This is a genomic window from Pseudanabaena minima str. Chao 2107 (assembly GCF_051131155.1).
In the GTDB taxonomy this organism is placed as follows: domain Bacteria; phylum Cyanobacteriota; class Cyanobacteriia; order Pseudanabaenales; family Pseudanabaenaceae; genus Pseudanabaena; species Pseudanabaena minima.
In genome coordinates, this window is record NZ_CP159508.1 from 3343172 (window position 1) to 3365540 (window position 22369).

At 42.1% G+C, this 22369-nt stretch carries 24 protein-coding genes and 1 tRNA gene; 12 read left to right on the top strand and 13 right to left on the bottom strand.

What is annotated here, in order from left to right; genetic code table 11:
- Position 1 precedes the first annotated feature (1 nt).
- The 3 genes from ABM313_RS15330 (at position 2) to ABM313_RS15340 (ending at position 1521) form a co-directional block, all read left to right on the top strand.
- Positions 2 to 388, top strand: coding sequence for an HNH endonuclease (locus ABM313_RS15330; protein ID WP_434684050.1), 387 nt, complete (start codon positions 2 to 4; stop codon positions 386 to 388).
- Between the two features lie 79 nt (positions 389 to 467).
- Entirely contained in the window at positions 468 to 1052 is a 585-nt protein-coding gene (locus ABM313_RS15335) for a J domain-containing protein (protein ID WP_434684051.1), read from the top strand.
- A gap of 100 nt (positions 1053 to 1152) precedes the next feature.
- Complete coding sequence (locus ABM313_RS15340) at positions 1153 to 1521, top strand: hypothetical protein (RefSeq protein WP_434684052.1); 369 nt, start codon at positions 1153 to 1155, stop codon at positions 1519 to 1521.
- Here the strand turns inward: ABM313_RS15340 and ABM313_RS15345 are convergent.
- Together ABM313_RS15345 and ABM313_RS15350 are read right to left on the bottom strand one after the other, a co-directional pair.
- Positions 1499 to 2545, bottom strand: a complete 1047-nt coding sequence (locus ABM313_RS15345; RefSeq protein WP_434684053.1) for a tyrosine-type recombinase/integrase — start codon at positions 2543 to 2545, stop codon at positions 1499 to 1501. The genes ABM313_RS15340 and ABM313_RS15345 overlap by 23 nt on opposite strands.
- A gap of 59 nt (positions 2546 to 2604) precedes the next feature.
- Positions 2605 to 2676, bottom strand: a tRNA-Thr gene (locus tag ABM313_RS15350).
- A gap of 116 nt (positions 2677 to 2792) precedes the next feature.
- Between ABM313_RS15350 and ABM313_RS15355 the strand changes: the two genes are divergently transcribed.
- Positions 2793 to 3236: a DUF29 domain-containing protein gene (locus tag ABM313_RS15355; RefSeq protein WP_323261980.1), complete on the top strand. Its 444-nt coding sequence runs from the start codon at positions 2793 to 2795 to the stop codon at positions 3234 to 3236.
- 270 nt (positions 3237 to 3506) lie between these two features.
- Here ABM313_RS15355 and ABM313_RS15360 read toward each other — a convergent pair whose 3' ends face one another.
- The 6 genes from ABM313_RS15360 to prfB all read right to left on the bottom strand — a co-directional run bounded on the left by ABM313_RS15360 (position 3507) and on the right by prfB (position 10750).
- Positions 3507 to 5846, bottom strand: a complete 2340-nt coding sequence (locus tag ABM313_RS15360) for a secretin N-terminal domain-containing protein (RefSeq protein ID WP_434684054.1) — start codon at positions 5844 to 5846, stop codon at positions 3507 to 3509.
- A gap of 237 nt (positions 5847 to 6083) precedes the next feature.
- Positions 6084 to 6827 carry a hypothetical protein gene (locus ABM313_RS15365; protein ID WP_434684055.1) on the bottom strand — a complete coding sequence of 248 codons (744 nt, stop codon included), beginning with the start codon at positions 6825 to 6827 and terminating at the stop codon, positions 6084 to 6086.
- 1 nt (position 6828) lies between these two features.
- Positions 6829 to 7536: a PilN domain-containing protein gene (locus ABM313_RS15370; RefSeq protein WP_434684056.1), complete on the bottom strand. Its 708-nt coding sequence runs from the start codon at positions 7534 to 7536 to the stop codon at positions 6829 to 6831.
- Between the two features lie 8 nt (positions 7537 to 7544).
- The gene (pilM, locus tag ABM313_RS15375; protein WP_434684057.1) at positions 7545 to 8654 is read right to left on the bottom strand and encodes a type IV pilus biogenesis protein PilM; all 1110 of its coding nucleotides are present in this window, start codon (positions 8652 to 8654) and stop codon (positions 7545 to 7547) included.
- 246 nt (positions 8655 to 8900) lie between these two features.
- A complete protein-coding gene (locus ABM313_RS15380; protein WP_434684059.1) occupies positions 8901 to 9503 on the bottom strand; it encodes a DUF4168 domain-containing protein in 603 nt (200 codons plus the stop codon).
- A 139-nt stretch (positions 9504 to 9642) separates the two neighbouring features.
- Positions 9643 to 10750, bottom strand: a protein-coding gene (prfB, locus tag ABM313_RS15385) for a peptide chain release factor 2 (RefSeq protein WP_434684060.1) whose coding sequence is annotated in 2 segments (ribosomal slippage) — positions 9643 to 10677 and positions 10679 to 10750 — 1107 coding nt in all. Because the reading frame shifts where the segments join, the coding sequence is not laid out codon by codon here.
- 524 nt (positions 10751 to 11274) lie between these two features.
- Between prfB and ABM313_RS15390 the strand changes: the two genes are divergently transcribed.
- The 8 genes from ABM313_RS15390 to ABM313_RS15425 all read left to right on the top strand — a co-directional run bounded on the left by ABM313_RS15390 (position 11275) and on the right by ABM313_RS15425 (position 16465).
- Positions 11275 to 11655 (top strand): FHA domain-containing protein, encoded by a 381-nt coding sequence (locus ABM313_RS15390; protein ID WP_434684061.1) that lies wholly within the window; start codon positions 11275 to 11277, stop codon positions 11653 to 11655.
- A gap of 233 nt (positions 11656 to 11888) precedes the next feature.
- Positions 11889 to 12236 carry an FHA domain-containing protein gene (locus ABM313_RS15395; RefSeq protein ID WP_434684062.1) on the top strand — a complete coding sequence of 116 codons (348 nt, stop codon included), beginning with the start codon at positions 11889 to 11891 and terminating at the stop codon, positions 12234 to 12236.
- A gap of 166 nt (positions 12237 to 12402) precedes the next feature.
- Positions 12403 to 12969 (top strand): hypothetical protein, encoded by a 567-nt coding sequence (locus tag ABM313_RS15400; RefSeq protein WP_434684063.1) that lies wholly within the window; start codon positions 12403 to 12405, stop codon positions 12967 to 12969.
- Between the two features lie 113 nt (positions 12970 to 13082).
- The gene (csaB, locus tag ABM313_RS15405; protein ID WP_434684064.1) at positions 13083 to 14123 is read left to right on the top strand and encodes a polysaccharide pyruvyl transferase CsaB; all 1041 of its coding nucleotides are present in this window, start codon (positions 13083 to 13085) and stop codon (positions 14121 to 14123) included.
- A 269-nt stretch (positions 14124 to 14392) separates the two neighbouring features.
- Positions 14393 to 15028, top strand: a complete 636-nt coding sequence (gene tsf / locus ABM313_RS15410; protein ID WP_434684065.1) for a translation elongation factor Ts — start codon at positions 14393 to 14395, stop codon at positions 15026 to 15028.
- Between the two features lie 102 nt (positions 15029 to 15130).
- Positions 15131 to 15730 carry a hypothetical protein gene (locus tag ABM313_RS15415; protein WP_434684066.1) on the top strand — a complete coding sequence of 200 codons (600 nt, stop codon included), beginning with the start codon at positions 15131 to 15133 and terminating at the stop codon, positions 15728 to 15730.
- A 69-nt stretch (positions 15731 to 15799) separates the two neighbouring features.
- The gene (locus ABM313_RS15420; protein WP_190581648.1) at positions 15800 to 16126 is read left to right on the top strand and encodes a translation initiation factor; all 327 of its coding nucleotides are present in this window, start codon (positions 15800 to 15802) and stop codon (positions 16124 to 16126) included.
- Positions 16127 to 16219: 93 nt separating this feature from the next.
- Positions 16220 to 16465: a hypothetical protein gene (locus ABM313_RS15425; RefSeq protein ID WP_434684067.1), complete on the top strand. Its 246-nt coding sequence runs from the start codon at positions 16220 to 16222 to the stop codon at positions 16463 to 16465.
- 18 nt (positions 16466 to 16483) lie between these two features.
- On the opposite strand, the gene ABM313_RS15430 is transcribed toward ABM313_RS15425, so the two are convergent.
- The 5 genes from ABM313_RS15430 to ABM313_RS15450 form a co-directional block, all read right to left on the bottom strand.
- Complete coding sequence (locus ABM313_RS15430) at positions 16484 to 17023, bottom strand: Uma2 family endonuclease (protein ID WP_434684068.1); 540 nt, start codon at positions 17021 to 17023, stop codon at positions 16484 to 16486.
- A gap of 169 nt (positions 17024 to 17192) precedes the next feature.
- A complete protein-coding gene (locus tag ABM313_RS15435) occupies positions 17193 to 18401 on the bottom strand; it encodes an acetate/propionate family kinase (RefSeq protein ID WP_434684069.1) in 1209 nt (402 codons plus the stop codon).
- Positions 18402 to 18433: 32 nt separating this feature from the next.
- Positions 18434 to 19114 (bottom strand): class I SAM-dependent methyltransferase, encoded by a 681-nt coding sequence (locus ABM313_RS15440; RefSeq protein ID WP_434684070.1) that lies wholly within the window; start codon positions 19112 to 19114, stop codon positions 18434 to 18436.
- A 57-nt stretch (positions 19115 to 19171) separates the two neighbouring features.
- Complete coding sequence (locus ABM313_RS15445; protein ID WP_434684071.1) at positions 19172 to 19810, bottom strand: histidine phosphatase family protein; 639 nt, start codon at positions 19808 to 19810, stop codon at positions 19172 to 19174.
- An 88-nt stretch (positions 19811 to 19898) separates the two neighbouring features.
- Positions 19899 to 22346, bottom strand: a complete 2448-nt coding sequence (locus ABM313_RS15450) for a phosphoketolase family protein (RefSeq protein WP_434684072.1) — start codon at positions 22344 to 22346, stop codon at positions 19899 to 19901.
- Positions 22347 to 22369: the final 23 nt, after the last annotated feature.

Below are 22369 nucleotides of genomic sequence, written 5' to 3' on the forward strand. Positions count from 1 at the left end.
AATGAATAGAAGCCTTTACCCCAGTGATTGGGATGCGATCGCTACCCGCATCAAAGATAAAGCTGAATGGATTTGCCAAAACTGTCAGCGTCCATGTCGAAAGCCAAGTGTTTCTTGGATTGACTTTAGCCAATGGCTACTTGATACAGGTCAGATCGATTGGTACGGCGAGGGGTTTGAGGTAATGACAGATGGTAGCTACAAAGAACATATGCACCGATTTACCTTGACTGTTGCCCACCTCGATCATCGTCCCGAAAATTGCAGAGATGACAACCTTAGAGCATGGTGTTTTCCTTGCCATGCCCGATATGACGGTTACCAAACTGCTCTAAGGCGATCGCGTAGTAAAGAAAGGCAAGGGCAACTCACCCTATTTCCAGATTAACTATGCCACCACTATTTTTCATTAGCGGCGCGAAGCGCCGTCTTGCCCAAAAACTAAAATTTTCAACAATTTAATTTCTATGGAAATGAACAATCTGAGATATCCACTGCATTACCCCGCAGGTTGGCAGCGTAACAAATTTAGACAGAAATCAAGATTTTCTCCAAGAGGTGATCGAACCTTTGCTAATGCCCGTGATGAATTATTCAGACAGCTAGATCTGTTGGGTGCTTCTCAAGTCGTTCTTTCTAGCAATATCCCCTTGCGTAAAGATGGGTTGCCATATGCCAGTTTTAGACAACCAGACGATCCAAGCATAGCCGTATACTTTCGGCTTAATAAAATTGATTTGGTTCTAGCTTGTGATTATTGGGACAAAGTAGTTGATAACACTTGGGCGATCGCTAAACATATTGATGCAATGCGTGGAATGCATCGCTGGGGTGTTGGCAGTATGCAACAGGCATTTATGGGCTATCAAGCATTACCGTCTGAGCTTGAATGGTGGCAGATTTTAGGGGTTAGCCAAGATGCTTCGGTTACTGAAGTGAAAGCCGCATATGTCCGTTTATCAAAAGAAGCTCACCCCGATCTCGGTGGTAGTAAAGATCGCCAACAGCAAATTAACAAAGCATTTGATATTTATAAATCAATTCACAAGTAACAACCAGAAAACCATCCTGCCAAAGTTGCCATTCACGGGTGACTTGATCGAGGGGAGCGGCAAAAAAAAGGAAGACAGCTTATTTGTTTTGGACAGGACGATGACTACCGAATTTACAGATTTACTTAAGGAAATTAAAGAACTCAAAGAATTGGCTCTATTGCACTCTAAACAATTGGAAGCAATTAAGTCTAAAGAAGATCCTAAAATTCCCCCAATCCAAAAGCTTGCTGCTGCATTGGATAAAGGAGAAAGTACTATTCGCAGTTGGATCAGGCTGCAAAAGAAAAATAATTTGGGGATTCCATTTACAAAAGATTTTCACTATACAGATGAGTCTGGACTAAATTTCAATATTCACCGATGTCACGATTGGCTGCTATGCGAGGTCGATCAAGTCGAGCAGTTTACTCAATGGCGCAAAAAGATTTTAAAACTAGAAAAATCTAGAACAAATCGGGCATCTTAGGACTTGATTCAATAAATCCTGCATATTCGTTATAGAGTGTCTGCACATCGTGACCAGTCACAGCAGCAACCATCATTGGATTAGCACCTTTACTTAAAGCATGGCTAATCGCTGTACTTCTACATAGATAAGGACGACGATAATCTATTTTTTTGCTATCTAGTACATCTTTCCAGTAACGCTTTCTAAAATTGCCATGATTGATCTGATGCCCTTCCGCACTGGTAAATATATATTCATGAGATCGGTCCACACTTTGTAATGCTGCAATTGCTAAATCAGGTAGTCTAAAGGATCTTGTTTTACTCCGCTTGTGATCAAGTATTTGGATACGGGTCATATCATCAGATATCTGCGACCATTTCAAATTATTGACCTCTTGTAGCCTTACCCCAGTGGATACACAGAATTGGACATAGGGAAGGTAGTGAGGATATTTCTCTTTGAAACCTTCAAAGATTAACTGCACTTCATCGGCACTGAAAGGTCGTGGCTTTAATTTAGGTGGGATTTTAAGTCTTTGTTTAGTGTTGATAAAAGGATTAGGGATACCATGCCATCGGTAAGCCTGATCGAGCCATTCTAGCTTTCGCTTTACTGTCTCCGCATTATTTGTCACGCTCAAAATCTGCACAATATTTTCAGGTGTTAAACCACGTTTTAAGTCCTCAAGTAAGGACTCATATTTTTTGATGGTGGATGCCACAACCTGCGATCGCTTAAATTCTAAAAATGATTGATAAATTTCAAAGGTAGCAAGCTCTTGTGGTTTAGGTTCCTGCTTTTTAGGTTTGTATTTGGCAAGGGTTTCATCAAAATTACCTGACAAAATATCTAGGGCAATTGTCTTTGCCTTAGTCTCGGCTACAGAGCGCAACAGAGGTTCATCAGGTAACCCCGTATAAATATTGTATTGCTTGCCTAGATACCGCCACCGCAAACGTAAGTAGCCTGATTTTGCTTCGATCGCAACAGTACCTTTTTTGGATTTTTGGGGACTCACAGAGGACTCAAATCGTGACACTTTATAGCGTTTTATAGCACTTTATGCACCAGATTTAAATCATGGAGTCTTGTAAATTAAGCCCTCAACGGGATTTGAACCCGTGACCTTTCCCTTACCAAGGGAATGCTCTACCCCTGAGCCATGAGGGCGTTTTTTAACGCTTTGTAATTATGACACAGTGGCGCACATTTTTTGCAAGCTCAAAAAAATATTTTTACTAGGCTAAAATAGCTCGTAGCCTGATCAAGTATATACTGACTTTTTTATGAATACAGCAAAAGCTTTATACGAAACTGACTTTAATCTTTGGCTGACGGAAACTGTCAATCTATTACGCAAAGGAGATATCGAGAAATTGGATTTGGAGAATCTTGCTGAAGAAGTTGAAGATATGGGGAATAATCGCAAAGATGCTTTGGAAAGTAATTTGATTAGGGTTTTGCAGCATCTACTCAAATGGAAATATCAACCTCAAAAGAGAACTAATAGCTGGAAAGCGTCTATTACTGAGCATTCTCTCCGTTTAACTAGGGCTTTCAAAAAGAGTCCTAGTCTTAAGCCTTATTTTGAAGATGTGTTTGCAGAATGCTATCAAGATGCGAGATTGATCGCGGCTCAGGAGACAGGGCTGGATATTTTGGTGTTTCCAGAAATTTGTCCATTTGAGCGATCGGATGTTTTGAATCCTCAATATTTACCTGAAGATTGAAACAATAGAACCGTAGGGGGTTAGCATTTGCGCCACAATTTTTATACTCTCCGCCATCATCTCGATACGCAAATGCTGAACCCTTTGCGCTTTCACTAATATTGTCCCTGCGTTGCGAGGTTAGGGCTTAGCATTCCCGAATTAAGGTGATCTGAAAATTTATGAATTGCGACGGGAATGCTAAGCCCCTACAAAAAATAAAAACAGCCTTGGAAATATTTCCAAGGCTGTGAAGAAGGGAGTGTAAATGAAGAAGGGAAATATAAAAGTTTATTGAACCTTGCGTTGATTGCTGTCTAGAACTTTCTGAGTTTCTGGACCTGGTTGATAGGTATAACCCCAAGTTGCATCCTGACTATCATCAATAATACGAGGAGTGACGACAATGATCACTTCGCTTCGACTATTACTGGTGACAGTTCTTCTAAACAAAGCTCCGATAATTGGGATGTCACCAAGAACAGGAACTTTCTGCACCGACTCTGAATCTGAATCACGAATAACGCCTGACAACACCAGTGTTTGAGCATCACGTAATCGAATTCGACCAGAGTTCAAGACGCGCTCAGAAATTGGAACTACAAAATTAGTACCAGCAGAGGAAGTTAGAGGAACAGCATTTAAAGGTGTGGATATTCTTGGAGACACCGACAAATTGATAAAGCCATTATCATCAATTCTCTCGATTTGAATAGCAAGAGTTAACCCAACTTGAGCAAAAGTTGCTGTAGTTGTGGTAGTGGCTGCGGTTCCAGGGGTAGTTGCGGCAGTAACAGTAGAAGTAATGTTATTGACAACTTGATCTGTCAACGCGATCGTTGCGGTCTCACCTTCTTGGACAGTTAGATTAGGATCAGTAATTACTTTAGCACTTCCATTCCTAATTGATGCTGTCAGCGAAGCGATGAATGATGTAGGTAGTGTTATCGGATTATTACTGCTGAGAGAAATCCCTAAAGTGTTAGTACTATCAACGCTGAGACCTTGGGTAATGGTTGGGTTTCCACCAGTTGTGGTAAATCCACCCGAAAGAGTTTGACCATTGTTAATTGCAACTTCTAGTACTCTTACGTTAACCATAACTTGACGTTTACGCAGGTCTAGCCTTGCAAGTTGCGCTTCAGCATACTCTACTTGCTTAGGTGAGCCGACCAAAGTTATAGAGTTAGACCGCTCTTCTGCAATTACCTGTAAGCCTTTCAGCAATGGAGTTGCGCCAGATTCAGGAGTAATGCTAACAGTCTCTAGAGTGGGAACAGCTTCAGTAGTAACGTTGATGATCGCCTGAGCAGCAGTACCGATTGTAGCTGTCTGCACACCAGGAATAGGGCGTTGACGACTGACAACGCGAGAAGCACCTAAACCAATCAAGTAAGCTGATGCTTCACCAGTCGTTATTTGATTGAGTCGATAACTCTTGCTGACTAGGTTCTTTAGTGTTACAGGAAGTTTTGTTGCCACAAAGATGGTCTGACCAATCCGATTAGCTTCTAGTCCAGAAATCCTCAATACGTTATTGAACACATCCTGAGCAGTCTCATTCTCAATTGAGAGACTGACTGGTTGCTTTAGCCCTGTTGCACCACTACTTGCTTCAGCAGGTGCAGCAGCACCAGTAGTACCAGTTGTTGGGGCTTCGGCAGAGACCACACTTAATCCAGCAACACGACCAATCAGAGTTAGAACTTCGATTGCAGGAGCATCACGCAAGGTAATTCTTGGTACACGTTCAGCCGTACCAAGCTCAACAATATCAGGACGGAGTTTAGTTGTTGTTGTCGCGATATCACCAACAGGTGGAGTCTTGATTTGGCGGAAAGGAGGGACAACGCCAGGTACTCGACCTGGCAATTGTGGAGTTACTGGATTCGCAACAGGTGGCATTACAGTATTGGAGCCAGTATTTTGTGCCACGCGAGTCTTTCCATCAGGATTAGTGATTGTCACCTTTGGCTCAAATAATGGCTTACCGACAGAAGAACTAGTGGTATTTTGAGCAATTAAAACGCGATCTGAATCAGAAACATTTGCAGAATTATTTTTATTGACGACTCCAGCTTCAGGCGCATTTACCGCAGAAATCGTACTAGCTTGTGTTGCGGAAGGTTGCATCTCTAAGCTAAATACTAGGCTATCGCCAGTATCTTGGCGCTTGATCAAATCCTTAAGCATCTCTGGATCATTAGCAGTCACACGAATACGAACTTTATTCGCAGCATATTGTGTAGCTTCGATCGCTGTAATTCCTGGTGCAGGATTAGCCTTCGCATAGCTAGCATTACCATTACCCAATTGTAACTGTGCGCCATTTAATACTGCTACCCATGCCTTACCTTGCTTGGTATAGGTAACTTGGGGGCGATCGCTACTGGCAAAGTTCAAAGTGAGGTTGAGTCGATCATCAGTCACACTGGTATTAATGTCAGTAATCCGACTCGCTACCGCTACTACATCAGCTTGATTTGCAGAAACAGTATTTTGGGTAGCATTTTGTGCTTGGCTAGGTGCGATCGCCAAAACCTGTGGGCAACTCGCAGCAATCAGAAACCAGCAAGCCAAGGACTTACCATTCAAATTCGCATTCAACCTATCATTCAATTTAGCATTCATAATTACACTCCTCTTGTTCCTCACGGAACTCAATACACTTAATCTTTGTAGTAATCTGTAGAAACTTGAACATGCCCTAACTAAAAGAACGACATAACCAAGACAGAATTGACGCGATTATGGTGCGAGATTATACCACACTTTGTCATTTTTAAATCAAAAAAAATAATATGACTGCAAGTTAGGGCTATCATTAATCAGTCAATACAACAAGGGGCTTAAGCCCCTTGTTAACATCTATTTTGGTGGCGCAGCAGCAGCAGCTTTAAGCTCTTCTTCAGTTTTTGGCACAAAAGCTTGCAGAGTAAAATCTGCTCCAATTAATGGCGGTAAGCTATCCAAAATGTCTTTTTCTTTGCCAGCAGCGATCGGGCGTGAAAACTTAAAAGTAGTAGTTGGTAAAGCCTTCTTAGTTAGTTTTAAATCTTTGACAATTAGCAAAGGTCTTAATCGCTCAATCCTCTGAATTGTATTCAACACATCTTCAAACTTGCCATCAAACCCAACTGTAAAAGAGTAGGTATTATACTGCGTTCCTATAACTGGAGCTGTGGGTTGAAAAGTCCTTAGAGTTCCTGCTAATTCATAGGAAAAATCTGGAGGTAGAGCAATCACAATTGTTTTGGGAATCTGCTCCTGAATATCGCGGATTAGTGTATCAATATTATCTACATTTGGCAAAAGCGATAGAACAAATTTATTCTGCTGATTTGCAGCCTCAATTCTTTGAGCAATATTGCCTTTACTTGCCACTTGCCCTTCCAACGTCGTAACATTGGTCTTTTTTGTTGCAATGTTTTGTTGCCCAGACTGCACTGAGTCCCAGATTGGCATTACATAGGTACTAGCCACATAAGCAGCCAGAGCAACGCCACCAACGCCGATTAAGATTCCTAAAATCTTTGAGGTAAAGGTGATACCAAATAGAGTTACACCACCTCCAACTTCTTCAATTCCTGAAGCAGCTCCAACGTTTGCCATTTTATTTGATTACTCCCTGTTGCTTTAATAAATTAACTCTGGTAACTAACCCATCGGCTCCTGTCTTTTGGAGGTCAGGCAAGATATCCGCAGGGCTTTTTGAGGTAGTAGCTGTAATGATTTGGAAGTTGACCAAGTTAAAGTTTTTATCAGAAGTTGCTGGTTGCAAAGCTGATGAGACTAATACGGTGTCTTTATCCTCTAGTAAAGGCGATGCTTTAAGTAACAATAGAAAATCATTTAGTTCATTGTAGCTAGTTGCCTTGCCTGTCAGAGAGATTGTGTTTTTTGCACGCTCCGTAGCCGTTGCTGCAACTGAAGCTTGCGTAATCGCATCTACTTGAACTGTAATGGGAGTACGTTTTCTAATGTCATCAGCGATCGCACTCACAGGGAAATTACCAACAAACAGATTTACTAGTTCTCCAGTTCTAGCTTCAATCGCCTGCAATTCAGTTTCTTGAGCCTTCAAAGCTGTAAGTTGACTGTTTAGTTGTGACTCCTTAGCACTTAAAGCAGAAAGTTCACTTTGAATACCTTCATTTTGTGCATTTAGAACAAGAAATGCACCGCCAACTATGGCAAAGGCAACTACAGCCGCCGCACCACCATAGACTAAAAACTGGGAATCAGCGATCGGTTGACGTTCTGCTGATTGCGCTTCATCCGCAATGCGATCGCTTAAAAAATTAATATCAAGTGTATACATAAGACTTTTTAAACCTCCCTCAAACCTAGACCTAGAGCGACAGACATCGCCATGCGTTCCTGGATGGGAATATCACCATCAACAGTTACACCAACAGCAGTAAGTGGATCAACTGCCACAGCAGCAATACCAAGACGTTGACTGAAGAACTCATTTAACTGACCAATACAAGCACCAGGTCCTGCAATCAGTAACTGTACAACATCCGATCCAGGAGACTGACTAGTATAGAAGTCAATTGAGCGTCTTAGTTCATCGGAGAGATCGCCAACAACCCTCATAATTGCAGCATCACCGGGAGTTCCACCACCACCTGCGAGACTTGCCGTATCCATGGACTGAACAGGCACAACAGTTGAACTCAACATCTCCATATCCGTTGTCCGTCGTGGAGGTAAGTTGATAGCACGCAATTGAGCATTCTGGATTTGAGCAGTGCCAATTGGGAAAGTCCGCGAAAATTGTGGAACCCCATCGACTGTTACTGTAATTTCTGTCGCTTCATACTCGATATCTACGATCGCTACAGCTTCCGCTAAAGTACTAAATCTCGCTAGCTCATTATGCATGGCACGAATGAGGGCAAAACTACTAACTTCAACAACATCAACCTGTAGCTGTGCTATTTCTAAAGCCTGCATATAACTATCTGTAACTTCTTTCGGCGTTGCCACCATCAGAATCTCAATCCGCTCGATACCATCGTCATCCAGAGATGTACCCAACTTTTGATAGTCCACATCGGCATCTTCGCGAGGAAAAGGTAAGTACAGACTAGCTTCTTGATTAAGAACCATTTCGCGCAATTCTAGATCAGGAATTTCCGCAGGTAGACGAATCAAGCGACTCACTGTCTCGCGACCAGGTAGTGCTGTTGCCGCCTTCTTAACTTTTATTTTTTTGTCCGCTAGCAAACTGCGAATAACTTCTCCCAGCGCTACAGGATCGAGAATGCGACCTTCTTCAACAGTGCCTTCAGGAAGCTCGACGCTACCATACGTCACTAGCTTGTAAGAAGATTGCCCCTTGCGGCGCAATTGAACTAGGTTTACTTTCTCGGAAGTGATTTCGATTCCGATGCCTTTCTTAGACTTTCCGCCAAATTTTAAGCCGAACATAAGCGTGTCTTTATGAGTTTTGTAGCTTTTGTAGCACTGGGCATACTAAACAATGGAGGGATTATAGACTGTAAGTGACCATTGTCAATAGGACAAGAAAAAATAATCATCACCATTGCCATAGATGTCTGATTTTGCCTTGTTTCTTATAGACGATTTTGGACGTTTTAGCAAACAACCCAAATCTCGCCACAAAAAAAACGAGAAGTGATACTTCTCGTTTTTTTGTTTGTTATTTTTTATTTTTTATCTGCCGCCTCTTAGTTGAATTTGCTTGCTTTGGATTAGGCTTCTCAGTTGTGGATTTTGTTTCTGCTCTAGCGTAATTTGATTAAACTCTCTAGCAGTAAATCCATGACGGCAAATTTCTTCTTCGCTATAGCTGCGTAACTGGTCACAGAGAGTTTGCAAAAACTCTGGTGGAGCAGTAAGGTCACAAACCTTAGTTTGTTTCGATTCGGCAAGATTTGCGACAGTACTCCAATTAGGATTGCTCTTAGCAGCTCGAAAAATTTCCAAACGTTTATTTTCGATCGCATTAGCGGCGGCGGCATAGCGATCAATATGGTCTTCGCCAAAGGTAACTTTGGTGAGGAAATTTTGTAAAGATGATGGTTTCACGCAGTTTTCAGCAAATACAAATATGCGATTACCACTGATCATCGGCTCAATAATTATCCCTATAACCATGCATAGACCAAATAAGCTGACTGTGCCTATGCTCTGACCTAGATATTTTTTGAAATGATTTTTAACACCGCTTTGATCTGATGTTAAATCTAGATTTTGGGTTGGTTTGTTTGCAGATCGCTTTAAATAAACCAAATGTCTCTGATGCCAACTATTCATAATCAATCGCCATTAATCGCCAAAAATACTAAGGACGTAATCTTTTAGGGTTCTGCGATTTAATAATTTGTAGTAGCAAGGCTTCGCCTCGCTACTACAAATTATTAAATCGCGTGTCCCTATATCTAAAAATAATGACTCAAATAGGCTGATTTTGTTGCCGCAAATATGACTGAATGAAAGGCTCAAGATCGCCATCCATCACGTTTTGAATATTCGTAGTTTCTTCACCTGTGCGTAAATCCTTAACTAATTGGTAAGGATGAAACACATAGTTGCGAATTTGGTTACCCCAAGCTGCTTCCACCATATCTCCCCGAATATCGGCGATTTTCTGGGCGCGTTGCTCTTGGGCGATAATCAATAACTTAGCTTTCAACAAGCGCATCGCATTTTCTTTGTTTTGTAATTGCGATCGCTCTTGCGTACAGCGTACTGAAATTCCTGTGGGTAAATGGGTAATTCGTACCGCCGTTTCCACTTTGTTGACGTTTTGCCCACCTTTGCCGCCTGCTCTTGTTGTCGTAATTTCTAGTTCTTTGGGATCAATATCGAGATCGATATCCTCTTCTAGTAGTGGCATTACTTCTACGCCAGCAAAACTAGTTTGGCGCTTGTCATTGGCATTAAAAGGTGAAATCCGCACAAGGCGATGTGTGCCTTTCTCAGGAGCGAGATAACCATAGGCATAGCGTCCATGTACTAGCAAAGTTACGGACTTAATTCCCGCCTCTTCACCTTCTGAAATTTCTGAAATCTCCACTTTGTAGCCTTGGGACTCACAAAAACGGGTATACATCCGTAAGAGCATCTCCGTCCAGTCTTGGGAGTCAGTACCACCAGCACCTGCATTTATCGTTAAAATTGCATCGTATTTGTCATAGGTTCCTGACAGCAACTGTTCGAGATCCCAACGATCCATCTCTTGCAGCATTTGGCTCAGGCTTTGTTTGGCTTCACTTACGAGAGACGGATCATCCTCAAGGAGCAACAGTTCGGCGATCGCTTCCAGATTTTCGATAGTTTGATGCCAGCGATCGAATTTTTCGAGGTAAGACTTCAGCGAGTCTAGCTCACGCATTGTTTTTTGGGCTTGGTCACTATTTTCCCAAAATTCAGGTTGAGCAGCAGTTTGTTCAAGGTCACTAATTTTTGCCGCGATCGCAGGTACGTCAAAGATAGTCCTGAGCAATGCTCAGGCGCTGAGATAAAATCTGGGTCTGGCGTGCGATCTCCGTAACATCCACTAAAATATTTCTCCGATATAGCAGGTTTTAACTGCCTATTGTATAGGCAAGTAATACCAAAGCTAAAAATGACAATGCCATTTTTAGCTTTTAAAATGCTTACTGGATTTGGTTTTCAATTCACAAAAATGCTGTTTCACTTTTGTGAATTAGGATTAGGAACACACGGTAAAATAAAGAGTCTATTTTTGTGGGGTGGCAAAGCCACCCCACAAAAATAGACTCTTTACCAGCTTGCAGAATTCTAAGTATTTTACCCTCCCCCTAAAGATGCTTGTTTTACCAAGGGCTAAAGATTAAGTTAAACGAAGAAAATATTAGTAAGGTTGCGTTGGGGACTTAGATTTTAATAATGCACCAATTACACAAATTATTTCCTAGCAGATCGGCATTTTATTTTTATGCAAGTTTATGCAAGTCTCTTAGTGACATTTTATTAAAATAGGCGGCTTAAGATAGATAGCGCAAATCAGCGCTCACACTAGCTTAACTAGCTAACTCAACTAAGGAGTAATACTAAAAATATGTCAAGAACAATTCATGAAGAGTCTGAAATCAGCGTTAATCTTTCGTCTGACCACACATTAGTAGTAACTGACAACAGTGGAACTCGCAAGATGAAGCTAGTTGCTAATCAATATACAATCGGTCGTGAAACTGATAACACCGTACACCTTAACTCCGACTTTGTTTCGCGATATCATGCCATCTTGCGAAAGGTGCATCATCGCGATCGCCTTGATACTTATCGGATTATTGATGGTAGTGCTTCTGGTAAACTCAGTAAAAATGGGATTGTCTTAAACGCGATCCGCAAAGTTTCTTCCTACGATCTGCAAGACGGTGATATTGTCACCTTTGCACCTGAAGTGCATATTCTGTATCTTGCACCAAAGTTAATTTGAAAACAAGGTAACTTAAACGCTAAGTTTTAATTATGTTTAATTATGTTATTTGAATGCACATATCTAAACTGCACCAATGATACATAAAGTGCATAGATTCACGAACTCTTGGGAAAAACTCTATAAATTCAATCCGTTTGTAGAGTAAAGTAGAGCGAGATTAAACCAAATGCCTACCAGTAGCATATACTTTTCGCTGGTAAGCCACATCTACTTCTTTTTTTGGTGAGCTAATGAGCGAAATACACGTTAGTCACACGCTATTAATCACAGATGCGAGAGGTAGTAGAAAACTCGCACTTGATGGCTTAAAGTATACGATTGGGCGGGATGTGAATAATAATATTCAGCTTTATTCGCGTTTTGTTTCTCGTCAACATGCGGTGTTGCTGCGTGTACCTGGAGAGGGAGGGCGCTATTTGTATCGGATTATTGATGGTGATCTTTCTGGCAAGCCCAGTGTCAATGGCGTAATTATTAATCATCATATGAAAGTCGCCTCTTCCTATGATTTGCGTAATGGTGATGTGATTACCCTTGCCCCAAATGTAGAATTGACTTATTTAAGCAGCCAAACTTAAGCCAAAGTTTCGAGCTTTTAAAATTATTTCTCGGCTATTTAAAGCCTCAATAAACGCAGAACCAGATTTTTGCTGGTTTACCAGCAAAAATCTGGTTCTGCGTTTATTGTCATGTTTTTGATGACAATTTTGCTGATGATTTCTAGTTCGTGATTTTTAGAATGAGATGAAACAATGTTATCTAGTACATCCGCAATTTGGCTTGATTGCAGCATATATGGCAATTGTTTTATCCCTTCAAGAAAACATAGACTTGCTGCTTTTTTTAGTTAAGTTGGCGATCGCTCTCGGCTCAATCGCAATTACGCTGTTGTTACTATTTTGGCTGCGGCTTAAGAAAATTGAAAACCGCATATATCAGAGACGCAGACAGCTAAAGTCAAGATTTAGTCAAAATATTACTCACCCAATTCCTAACAAAATATTACCAAAGTCTTCAAAATCTATAGTCTCGACTCAAGTTATTGATCATCGTTCAATGACAAAGCGATCGCCACAGACTCAGGTTTATCTGCCAACTGCATACCCAAAACTCTTAAAAAAATCCAAGAAACGATCTAGTCGCGTTCGTTTGCATTGGCTATGGGCGATTATGCTCGCGAGTATGACGGGCATGGCGATCGCCTTGATGCAATTGGGGAATAGCTTTATCAGTCCTGAATATATGTCAATTATTTGGTTATTAATTGGCGTAACCCTAGTCATGAGTGCCACTTTTATCGAAATTGCATAGCGTTAGAGTTTTCAGCGCCTGCGGCGCTGAAAACTCTAAACTTGGTGAAAATGCGCGACAATAATATCCCGTAAGAATTGCGGCAACGCTAAAAAATATTTAGGACAATAAATATGCGACGTGCGGTTTTATGTGGATATTACGGAATGGGGAATGGTGGCGATGAGGCTTTGCTTGCTACATTGTTGCAAATGCTGCCCGAGGATATCCAACCGCTTGTCCTGTCTGCTAGTCCCAAAGCCACCGAAAATTTGCATCAGGTCGAAGCTAGCGATCGCTATTCAGTATTTGCATTGCTCAATGAACTAAAGCGAGCAGATTTATTCATTTGGGGCGGTGGCAGCTTGATGCAGGATGCCACAAGTGCCAGAAATCCGATTTATTATGGGGGATTGATGGGCTTAGCTCAGGGCATGGGTTTGCAAACGATCGCTTGGGCGCAAGGTGTTGGTCCTCTAAAGCGCAAATTAAGTAAATGGATCGCTCGACGTGCTTTTCAAGGATGTGCCTCGGTGTCTGTGCGCGATCGCCAATCAGCACAACTATTAGCTGACTGGCAAGTAGAGAGTATAGTTGCGCCTGATCCTGTATGGGCTTTGGAGGCAACTCCAGTGAATATGTATCGTGATTTATCGAAGATCCGTGTTGCTGTAGTTTTGCGAGCTCACCCTGAGCTAACTTCTTGTCGTCTCGCCACAATTACTGAGGCTTTGCAAAAGTTGCAGATGCAAACTGAGGCGCATATTTTACTAATTCCCTTTCAACCTTCTCAAGATAAAGCGATCGCTCAAGCAATTTGTGATGCGCTCAATGAAAAGATTCCTAATCATAGTCAGATCATTATTCAAAAAGATCCCCGTCGCCTCAAGGGAATTTTTACTGGTGTAGATTTGACGATCGCTATGCGATTACATGGACTGATCATGGCAGCATCTGAGGGGAGTCATTGTTCGGCAATTAGCTATGATCCGAAGGTTTCCTACTTAATGGAAGAATTAGGGATCTCTGGCTGGGAATTGGGAGATTTGCCAGAAGATGCGCGATCAATTGCCGATGTTTGGGTTAATAATCTCGAAAATCGGGATCAGTTATTAAGCGATCGAGTTCAGCAACTGAAACAACAAGCTTTAATTCATCAAAAAATATTAGGCTAAACCCAAAAAGATGAGAGACGGCGCAAATCGCCATCTCTCATCTTTTCGGGTTTTCAGTAGGTTTTAATTTTTGAAAGTGTTGCTTCGCAACACTTTCAAATTTGAGTAAGTACGTTCGGCGATCGCCCCAAATTTTGAAAACCTTGTGTACATGGAATTGTGATAACTTAGAGTACTGCAAACAACATTTTAGAGATATTTTCGGCAACGAGCAAAACTCTAAGCTCCTCGAAATGTTGCCCTAGAAATCCCAAACAAGCTTACTTAATATGGCAGACATTACAACCCAACAAATTCAAGAACTACGTGCGAGAACTGGCGCAGGTATCAAAGACTGTAAAGCAGCACTCGTTGAATCCAGTGGCGATTTCACCAAAGCAACCGAATACCTAAGACAAAAGGGGCTAGCCTCTGCTGTTAAAAAAGCAAGCCGTGCTGCATCTGAAGGAATTGTCCATAGTTATATCCACTTTGGTAGCCGTATTGGTGTGCTAGTCGAAGTTAACTGCGAAACTGACTTCGTGGCACGTCGTGAAGAACTCAAAGAACTAGCTGACAGCGTAGCCAAGCAAATTGCTGCTTGTCCTAACGTAGAATACGTCAGTATCGCAGATATTCCTGCTGCTTTTATAGAAAATGAAAAGCAAATCGAAGCAGGTAAAGATGACTTGGCTAGCAAGCCTGCCGCGATTCGTGACAAGATTGTGCTTGGTCGTATCGAAAAGCGCTTGAAAGAATTGTGCTTACTCGATCAGCCTTACATCAAAGATCAAAGCATTACCGTTGATGAGTTGGTTAAGCTAACTGGTACTAAACTCAGCGAAAATGTTAAGGTTCGCCGTTTTGTACGCTTTGTTGTCGGCGAAGAAGTTGCTTCTGCAACTCCTGAAACTCCCGCAGCATAATCTACAAATAATTATTTTTGGTTAGCGCGGCAATGCCGCGCTAACCAAAAATAATTAAACTATTACCCCTAATGTTGATACGAAAAAATAGTGTGAACTACGATGCTGGTGCGTATTGATCAAGATATTCGCAATATCCAACAGGCGATCGCTGATGTCATCAGTCGTATCGATACTATTCATCTTGAGTATTCTCAGGCGATCGCTCAAGCAGTACAGCAACAAATTTTGCTGACCGTATTTAAATTTTGCACCCAAAAATGCCCTGATGCATTTCTAGCGCTATCCCTATCAGCACGCCAAAACTTGCAAGAAGCTCTCCGCAAAACAATCGCATCACTTTGTGAGCAGATGCAAAAAACTCTCGAAGAATGCGATCGCGATAGTCGCACCAATCAAGAAAATCTCGATACTCTACTCAGCAAGCTCCTCAATGAAAGTATGGAGACACTGAACCAGCTCTTAGTCGAGCATAAAGTTTTACCCCCTGACGAAAACAAGACTAAAGACGATAAAAATACGCAGATGAGTATTCGTCTCGCTGAAATTGAATTTACCGATCGCAAGGTCATGTCCCATCGTGGGGAGTTGCGCGTTTTATCGGCAAGGCTAGCGCATTTGCACAATGAGCTAGAAAAGAAATACCAACAAAAGACGATCGCTGAAGCCGAATTAGCATGGCGATCAGCATGGACGGAATAATATTTTTAAAACTGTTGCTTCGCAACAGTTTTAAAAAATATGGGATTTTATTAACGATTAGTTACAGCTATGACCAAAAATCGTGTAGTTTACCGTGAGTTCGGCACACCAGAAGAAGACGATTCTGAGCAAAAAGAGATCGATCTGCCACCACAACAACAAAATCCTCGCATTCAAGTAACGCGCCGAGGCAAGGGTGGAAAAACGGTAACTGAGATCACAGGCTTTCAGACGACGACTGAGAATTTGGCAAAACTGACTAAGCAATTAAAAAATCAGTGCGGAACGGGTGGTACATGTAAGGGGCAAGCGATCGAAATTCAAGGCGATTGCAGTCAGAAGATTTTGCAGATTTTACTTGGCTTAGGTTATAAAGCCAAAATAAGTGGCAAGTAAATCCGTTAAAGTGGAGGATATTGATCTTTTGCTCAAGGTGTTTTCCCATTGCGCTACCTACTGCTCGTAATACTCTTAATTCTCCCCAGTTTATTGGGAGTTATAGTATTTGGTTATTATGCACTCATAGATTGGGATGCTCTGCAAAAAGCCTATAACCATTTTGTGGATGTTACTAAAAGTAGTGCCAACTTAGAAACATTGTTTGTTGCAGAAGCACAGCAAAACATTCACCGAATTAACCTTTTTGCAGATGGTGTGTGGATATTGCTAAGTGTCATAATTGGTGCAATTGGTCTTCACGGTGTTTGTACAATTCCTAAGAAATCAAAGGGATAGATAAATACCTTGCTTGCATTAGCGATTTAAGCAACCGAAAATTTGATTCGGGGTTAAATGTAATGACAGATCCTCTAAAAAAGTTAGAGGATGATCGCCGCTAACAAGTTGGAGTGGCTGGTTCGGGCGAAAAATCATGATTACTTGTTCTTGACTATCAATTAACCAACCAAGTTTTGATCCTTCAGCCAAACAAGCTTGAATTTTTGAGATTAGTTTGGTTGTGCTTTGATCAATCGAGAGAATCTCAATTAGCCAGTCTGGAGCGCCTTGAATTGGCTCATTACTGGATGGGATACGACTTTGATGAATGATGGTTATATCTGGAACAACCGAGTTTTTGCTTAAGATACAGCGCAGTTCTGGAAAAGCTTCATAGGAGCTATTGGCATTGTCGATCGCTCTAACTAAATACTTTTGCAAAAGACTGTGGTAAAAAGTAGGCATTGGCTTTTGCAATACTTGACCGTTAAGAAATTCCCAAGCTGGAGATTCTTCAATATTGGGAAGTTGAGAAAACTCATCTAAGGTGACTGGATGAAGGGCTGCTAAAACCATAAGCCACTTATCTCAAGACTAACAATCTAAACTTTATCACATCCAGAAAGCCCTGCACTCAAGTGCGGGCTAAGAGCTAAAACCCATTGAAATGGGTTAATTAACAGTATTCAGTAGTCCACTTCAGTGGACTTTAGCTTTTAGTCAAGAACTTGAGTTATTGGCTTATTTACTTTATATTCCAACATTCACGAGCAATTTCCCAATCTTCTTGGGTGTGGATCACTAAAACTCGCACTGCTGAATCAGGTGCAGCAATATCTACATCAAGCAATCTCTGATTGTTCTTATCTAAATCCAGTTTCAGTCCTAAAAACTCAAAGCCTTCACAAGCAGCAGCTCTAACTGTAGGTGCATTTTCACCAACGCCTGCGGTAAACACTAGAGCATCTAATCCGCCGAGACTAGCTAACATCGAGCCAATATGTGATCGCAGGCTATTCACATAGACATCAAAGGCTAGTTGCGCTTGCTGATTGCCTTCAGCGATCGCTTGGAGAACTGGGCGAAGATCCGCAGAAATTCCTGAGACACCTAACAAACCTGATTCTTTATTTAATAAGCGATCGAGTTTATCGGCATCCATATCAGGCTGTCGTAATAAATGAATGAGAATACCTGCATCAATAGAACCAGTGCGGCTGCCCATTACTAAACCTTCAAGGGGGGTAAATCCCATAGTTGTATCAATACTCTGTCCATTCCGAATTGCAGCTAATGAACATCCATTGCCTAAATGACAGGTGATTAAGCGTAAATCTTCGACTTTGCGATTGAGAATACTTGCGGCGCGATCGCGACAATATTGGTGACTAATACCATGAAAACCATAGCGTCGAATCCCTTGCTCAGTATATTTTGTAGGGATCGCGTAAGTATAGGTGGCAGGAGCTAAATGAGCATGAAAAGCAGTGTCAAACACAGCAACTTGCGGGACATTCCCAAACACTTTTTCGGCAGTGATAATTCCTTCTAAATTGGCGGGATTATGTACTGGTGCGAAGATGGCTAGTTTAGCGATCGCCTCTTTCACCTGATCATTAATGATTGTACTTTGGCGATATTCTGCACCACCATGTACCACTCGATGTCCGATGACATCTACTTCTGAAGGACTCTTAAGAACTGGGGCTTCTCCACTCCACAGGGTTTCGAGCATATGCGCGATAATCTCAGGACGTGAGGTTGCAGCAATTTCCTCTTCTAAAACCTGCCCATGTTGATGTTTAACCTTTATTTCCGCAAACCCATCATGATGCGTCCAGTCGATACTCGCTTCCCAAATTGGTTCTGGTGGTGTATCGGGTAACACATCTTCTAAATTGTATAAACAACTTTTTTGACTGCTCGATCCCGCATTGAGAATTAATATCTTCATTATTTTTGTATCTACTTTGACTGCTCTCACACTTACGATAACTTTGTCGCGATCGCACGCAAATCAGCAACATCTTCCGCATTCTTTGGAGGCACAATTTCTACATCTATCAATCTAAAACCCACTTGCATTATTTCTTGTAAAATATCATTGGAATCGCCAATATAACGAGTCGAAATTCCATCATGAATGGTTTGTCGTGATCGCGGATCGAAATTCTCCAGCCAAGAGGCACTTTTGGGGATTTCATTACACATTGTGTTAACTGCCAAAATCCCGTTAGGTTTGAGAATTCGCGTAATGTTCTCCAAGAAACGGCGGCGATCGCTACCAATAATGCAATGAAAACAACGCCCATCTAATGCGATATCAAAAGATGCATCATCAATCTCAGTCAAATCCAGTACATTCGCTTCTAGAAATGTAGCCTTAACTGCTGCCTTCGCTGCATTTTCGTTCGCCCAAGCGATCGCATTCGGTGCAATATCCACACCTACCACTTCATAGCCCGCTTGCACAAAGCGAATACTGAGATTGCCAGCACCACAACCTAGCTCCAAAAGTTTACCCTGCTTGGGAAAAGCTGCTTTTTGGATCATCGGTTGCCAGTTACGGAGCCAATCTTCGGCATATCCACTACTCCAACCCTCATAATTTGGATCGTTACGTCTATTCTGATAGGCGCGATCGTGACCGATATAATTGGTTCGCATTAAGCTCTCCACTTGAGTAGCATATATTTTTACGATTAGGAATCACCCAGCAAACTTTTAAGTACCTGAGAGTGATCGCAAGTCAGCATCCATAAAACTGCGATCACCTAAAACTTTGAGCATTGGTCCTAATGCACCAAACTGAACTACGCTTAGCGAGGCGGCTGGAACATCAATGCGATCGCGATATCTACCCATATCGATTCCCAATAAACCGCACAAAATGACGCGAATTGTTGCCTTATGCGAAACGACTAATACATTACCTGATGGATACATTTCCTGAATTTCGGCAACTACAAATGAAGCTCGACTGGCAAGCTGTACCGCTGTTTCGCCGCCCGTGGGTGGATTCCATGCAGGTTCTGTTAACCAACGGAGATAATCATCACTATAATTCTCTTTGACAAAATCATTGGTTAGTCCTTCCCATTTGCCATAACGTAGTTCTTTCAAGCCATCTCGAAATTGCATTTCCATGCCGATCTCTTTACATAATGGCGTGGCTGTGGCGATCGTGCGTCGCATGGGACTGACAAATACGGCATCCCATGCGATCGCTTTATGAGCCGCCGCAAAAGCTACTGCCATTTTTTCGCCGTTCTCAGTTAACTCAGGATCAAGATCGCCACAATATCCACCAGTACGACTATAGACAGTTTCACCATGACGAAGCAGATATAGTTTTAAGCTCATAATTTTCTCTACAGATATCGTTTTGTTGTCTAAATACAACTTCACAATTTAAAAAAGCCTTGCTAAGCAAGGCTTTTTTTAAATTGTTTTAGTGGGGATAACGCCAGTTCACGATTTCAGGTTTATCGATGCCATGCTCGTAGGCATATTGACGACATTCGATTTGCTGATTGCGTAATGATTCCTTCGCATGAGCGCCGATATTTTGGAGCTTGGGCACACGGTCAATCACATCAATCGCGAGACTAAAACGATCGACTTGGTTATTAATCGCCAGTTCCAAAGGTGTGTTGATATTACCTTTCTCCTTGTAGCCACGGACATGCAGATTTTTGTGATTATTGCGGCGATAGGCGAGACGGTGAATCAACCAAGGATAACCGTGGAAGTTGAAAATGATTGGCTTATCAGTGGTGAAAAGCGAATCAAAATCGCGATCGCTTAAACCGTGAGGATGTTCAGTATCAGGCTGTAACTTGAACAAATCGACAACATTGATAAAACGAATCTTCAACTCTGGGAAATGCTCCCATAACAAGATTGTGGCAGCTAAAGCTTCTTGAGTGAGAATGTCGCCACAACCGACCATCACCACATCAGGTTCGACACCTTGATCATTACTTGCCCAATCCCAAATACCTAAGCCTTTGGTGCAGTGCTTAACTGCCTCTTCCATATTCAAGAATTGCAAATGTGATTGCTTATCACAGACGATCACATTTACATAATCAGTACTACGTAAACAATGATCGGAAACCGATAGCAGCGTATTCACATCGGGCGGTAAATAGATGCGTGTTACCTCTGCACTCTTGTTTACCACTACGTCCAAGAATCCAGGATCTTGATGGGTAAAACCATTGTGGTCTTGTCGCCATACTGTTGAAGTAATCAAGAGATTAAGCGAAGCGATTGGCGATCGCCAAGGAATCTCCCTACTGATTTCCAACCATTTGCAATGTTGGTTGATCATCGAGTCGATCACATGCACAAAGGATTCATAGGTTGAGAAGAATCCATGTCTTCCAGTCAGTAAATATCCCTCTAGCCAACCTTCTAAGGTATGCTCACTAAGGATTTCCATCACGCGACCATCGGTAGCTAGTTCACCACCGTCGGTATCTTCGGGTAGATATTCGGCAATCCAGAATTTCTTACTGACTTCATAAATTGCTTGCAATTTATTGGATGTGTTTTCATCGGGACCAAAGACACGGAAATTATCCATGTTTTGGCGCATCACATCGCGCAAGAAAACTCCTAAAGGCTTGGTGTTTTCTGCTTCAGTTGTCCCTGCTTTATCGATTTTTACGCCATAACTGCGAAAATCGGGCATTCTCAAACCACGACGAAGTAATCCACCATTAGCGATCGGGTTAGCGCTCATACGGCGATCGCCTGTTGGTGCAAGATCCTTCAATTCAGGAATCAACTTACCTGACGCATCAAATAATTCATCAGGTTTGTAGCTCTGCATCCAATCCGATAGCATTTTTAAATGTTCGGGATTATTATGCATTCCCGACAGTGGTACTTGGTGCGCTCGCCAAAAGCCTTCGACTTTATGTCCATCCACTTCCGCTGGTCCAGTCCAGCCTTTAGGAGTCCGCAACACGATCATTGGGAACTTTGCCCTTGTGGGAATACCTGTACTCCGAGATTCCAGTTGAATGCGTCTAATCTCGTTAATGCAATGCTCAAGAGTAGCGGCGATCGCCTGATGCATCGACTCAGGATCGGAACCTTCGACAAAGTAGGGTTGATAACCGTAGCCAATAAATAGGCTTTCTAGCTCTTCATGGCTAATTCGCGATAGCACCGTCGGATTGTTAATCTTGTAGCCATTCAGATGCAAAATCGGTAATACAGCACCGTCACGAATCGGATTGATAAACTTGTTAGAATGCCAAGCAGTTGCGAGGGGACCAGTCTCCGATTCGCCATCACCGACCATCACCACCGAGATTAAATCAGGATTGTCAAATACAGTTCCATAGGCATGGGAAACACTGTAGCCGAGTTCTCCTCCTTCATGAATTGACCCTGGAGTTTCAGGGGTACAGTGGCTACCAATCCCACCAGGAAAAGAAAATTGCTTGAAGAAGAGCTTCAATCCTTCTTCATCTTCGCTGATGTCGTGATAAATCTCAGAATAGGTTCCTTCCAGATATACAGGACCTAAAATCCCTGGTGCGCCATGTCCAGGTCCTGCCAAAAAAATGGTATTCAAATCGTATTTCTTAATCAGACGATTCAAATGGGTGTAGACAAAACTCATGCCAGGACTCGATCCCCAATGTCCTAACAAGCGGTTTTTAACATGTTCTGGCTTCAGAGGTTCGCGCAAAAGTGGATTTTCGCGTAGATAGATCATCCCGATCGCGAGATAGTTGCAAGCCCGCCAGTAGGCATCGATTTTCCGCAATTCTTCGGTGCTGAGAGGTGTTCCTGCAACAGTGGAGCGTGCAGGACCATAGCAACTAATTGCTGTTTTTGAGGAGTCCGTGTCAGCCATTTTGAGAGGAGTTGATACCATAAAATTACGATTTGTTCCTGTCG